This window comes from Streptomyces sp. NPDC046197, from assembly GCF_040646295.1.
Taxonomy (GTDB): domain Bacteria; phylum Actinomycetota; class Actinomycetes; order Streptomycetales; family Streptomycetaceae; genus Streptomyces.
On the sequence record NZ_JBEYZY010000092.1, the window covers coordinates 1 to 2,426 of the forward strand.

At 36.4% G+C, this 2,426-nt stretch carries 1 protein-coding gene and 2 pseudogenes; 2 read left to right on the forward strand and 1 reads right to left on the reverse strand.

Going from position 1 to position 2,426, the window contains the following annotated elements; genetic code table 11:
* Positions 1 to 758 (reverse strand): annotated as a pseudogene (locus tag AB0A61_RS40960) (IS3-like element ISLla3 family transposase); the annotation flags it as partial.
* Positions 759 to 832: 74 nt separating this feature from the next.
* Here AB0A61_RS40960 and AB0A61_RS40965 point away from each other — a divergent pair.
* A protein-coding gene (locus AB0A61_RS40965; RefSeq protein WP_361304692.1) for an IS3 family transposase occupies positions 833 to 1,980 on the forward strand; the annotation gives its coding sequence in 2 pieces (ribosomal slippage) (positions 833 to 1,085 and positions 1,085 to 1,980; 1,149 coding nt in all).
* A gap of 370 nt (positions 1,981 to 2,350) precedes the next feature.
* Positions 2,351 to 2,426, forward strand: a pseudogene (locus AB0A61_RS40970) (holo-ACP synthase); the annotation flags it as partial.

The window sequence follows — 2,426 nt, forward strand, 5'->3', positions numbered from 1 at the left end:
CTTCTTCATTAAGCACTGTACCTTCTTGTGGTTGACGTGATAGCCACGTTGCTTAAGTAATTCACTCATTGGACGATAACCTGCATTGGCATGTTCTTGACGTATTTTAAGCATTTCTTTTTCGATAAGCTCATCTTTGTTTACCCGTTCAAAACAGTTAACCCAATAATAATAAGTGGCTTTAGGGAATCCTGTAACTTTCAAGATTTCTTTGAGTTTGAAGGTTTTACGGAGACTGTAGATGAGTCTTGATTTTTGTTCATTAGAGCATTTTTCTCCAATCTCCGAAGTCCTTTTAAATAAGCTACCTCAATTTGCGCATAACGTAATTCTTGTTCAAGTTCTTTAATTCGTTGAGAATCATTTGGGTTCTGAGTCATAGACGATGCAATGCTTTCTAGTTTTTTACGCCGTCCTCTCTTTTTGCTTATTGGGACTTCTCCATAAATTTTGAAATGATTAACCCAGCTTGCAAGTAAGGTAAAATTAGTAATTTCGAATTTTCTTGCCACAGCTTCATACGTTAAATCAGTTGTTAAATAACATTGTACCGCATTTTCTTTCAACTCCATAGAATAATTTTTATTGACTTTGGAGTGAGCTGTAGGAAGTCCCTCTGCTCGATAATTGCGAATCCAGCGTCTAACCTGACTAGATGAACCTACGTTGTGCAGTTTAGCAAGATAGGTAGAGCCTCCCTTGCCAGATAAATAATCTTGAATAACGCGTTGTTTTAATTCTATGGAATATTTGACCATAAGAAAAGACCTCCGAATGGAAAGGTTATAATAAACTAGACACAAAGTTAAGAGAAATCGTGGAAAGGTTTATTATGGCAAGAAGAAAATTCGATAAACAATTTAAAAATTCTGCAGTAAAACTCATTCTTGAAGAGGGTTACTCTGTTAAAGAAGTCAGCCAAGAGCTTGAGGTTCATGCCAATAGTCTTTATCGCTGGGTTCAAGAAGTTGAAGAATATGGAGAAAGTGCTTTTCCAGGCAATGGGACAGCCCTAGCTGATGCCCAACATAAGATTAAATTGTTAGAGAAAGAAAATCGTTATCTTCAGGAGGAACTTGAACTTCTAAAAAAGTTCCGGGTCTTCTTGAAGCGAAGCAAGTAAAACGTTTTGAATTTCTCTTGAAACATCATGGGAAGATAAAAATTAAACATGCAGTAAAAGTTCTTAAGGTTTCTCGCTCAGGTTTCTATGAATACATGCATCGTCGTCCTTCAAAACAACAAGTGGAGAGAGAAATTCTCTCAGAGAAGATAAAAGCTGTCTTTCATGAGCATAAGGGACGCTATGGTGCGGTTAGAATTACCAAGGTACTTCATAATACTGGTATTATGACCAACACGAAACGTGTTGGGAAACTGATGCACTTGATGGGACTTTATGCCAAGGGAAGCCGTTATAAATATAAACATTACAACAGAAAAGGAGCTTCGCTTTCAAGACCCAATTTAATTAATCAGATCTTTAAAGCAACAGCTCCTAATAAAGTATGGCTGGGAGACATGACCTATATCCCTACCAAAGAAGGCACCTTATACTTAGCCGTGAATATCGACGTTTTTTCACGTAAGATTGTAGGCTGGTCAATGTCTTCACGGATGCAAGATAAACTGGTGAGGGATTGCTTCTTACAAGCTTGTGGGAAAGAACATCCTCAGCCTGGCTTGATTGTCCATACTGATCAAGGGAGTCAATATACAAGCTCTCGTTATCAATCTACTCTTCGTCAAGTCGGTGCTCAATCTAGCATGAGTCGTAAAGGAAATCCATATGACAATGCAATGATGGAGTCTTTTTATAAGACGCTAAAGAGGGAGCTTATTAATGATGCTCATTTTGAGACAAGAGCTGAGGCTACTCAAGAAATATTTAAATACATTGAGACCTATTACAATACAAAAAGGATGCATTCAGGTCTTGATTACAAGTCTTCAAAAGACTTTGAAAAATATAATTATTAAATTCTCTTAACTCCGTGTCTAGTTTTTCGTTGACTTTCCATTAAGCGAATGTTAATATAATTATGATAAACTATGCTTATTCCAGAAAAACTTTTCATAAATACTCCTGAAAAACATCAACTATTGATGTTTTTCTTATTGACAAATAATATTGAAGTGGTAGAATGGGTACATTATAATAATAACCCCTAAAAATCATTGAATGGTTTTTAATCTACTTAGTAAAAAATCTCTTTCTAACTGAAGGAGTTTTTTTATTAAAAGTGAGCAAAAATTTACGAAAGTTTTTAAAATGAAAATTTTATGTTTTTCACTTCAGAAATGGTATCTTTCCGAAAAACAAAAATTTTTCCGAAACTTATTATCCGAGATCGACCGGTTCGCGGCTTCGCTGGAGCGGACGCCCGGGCTGGTACGACGACTCTTCCTGGAGAGCGAGTTGCTGC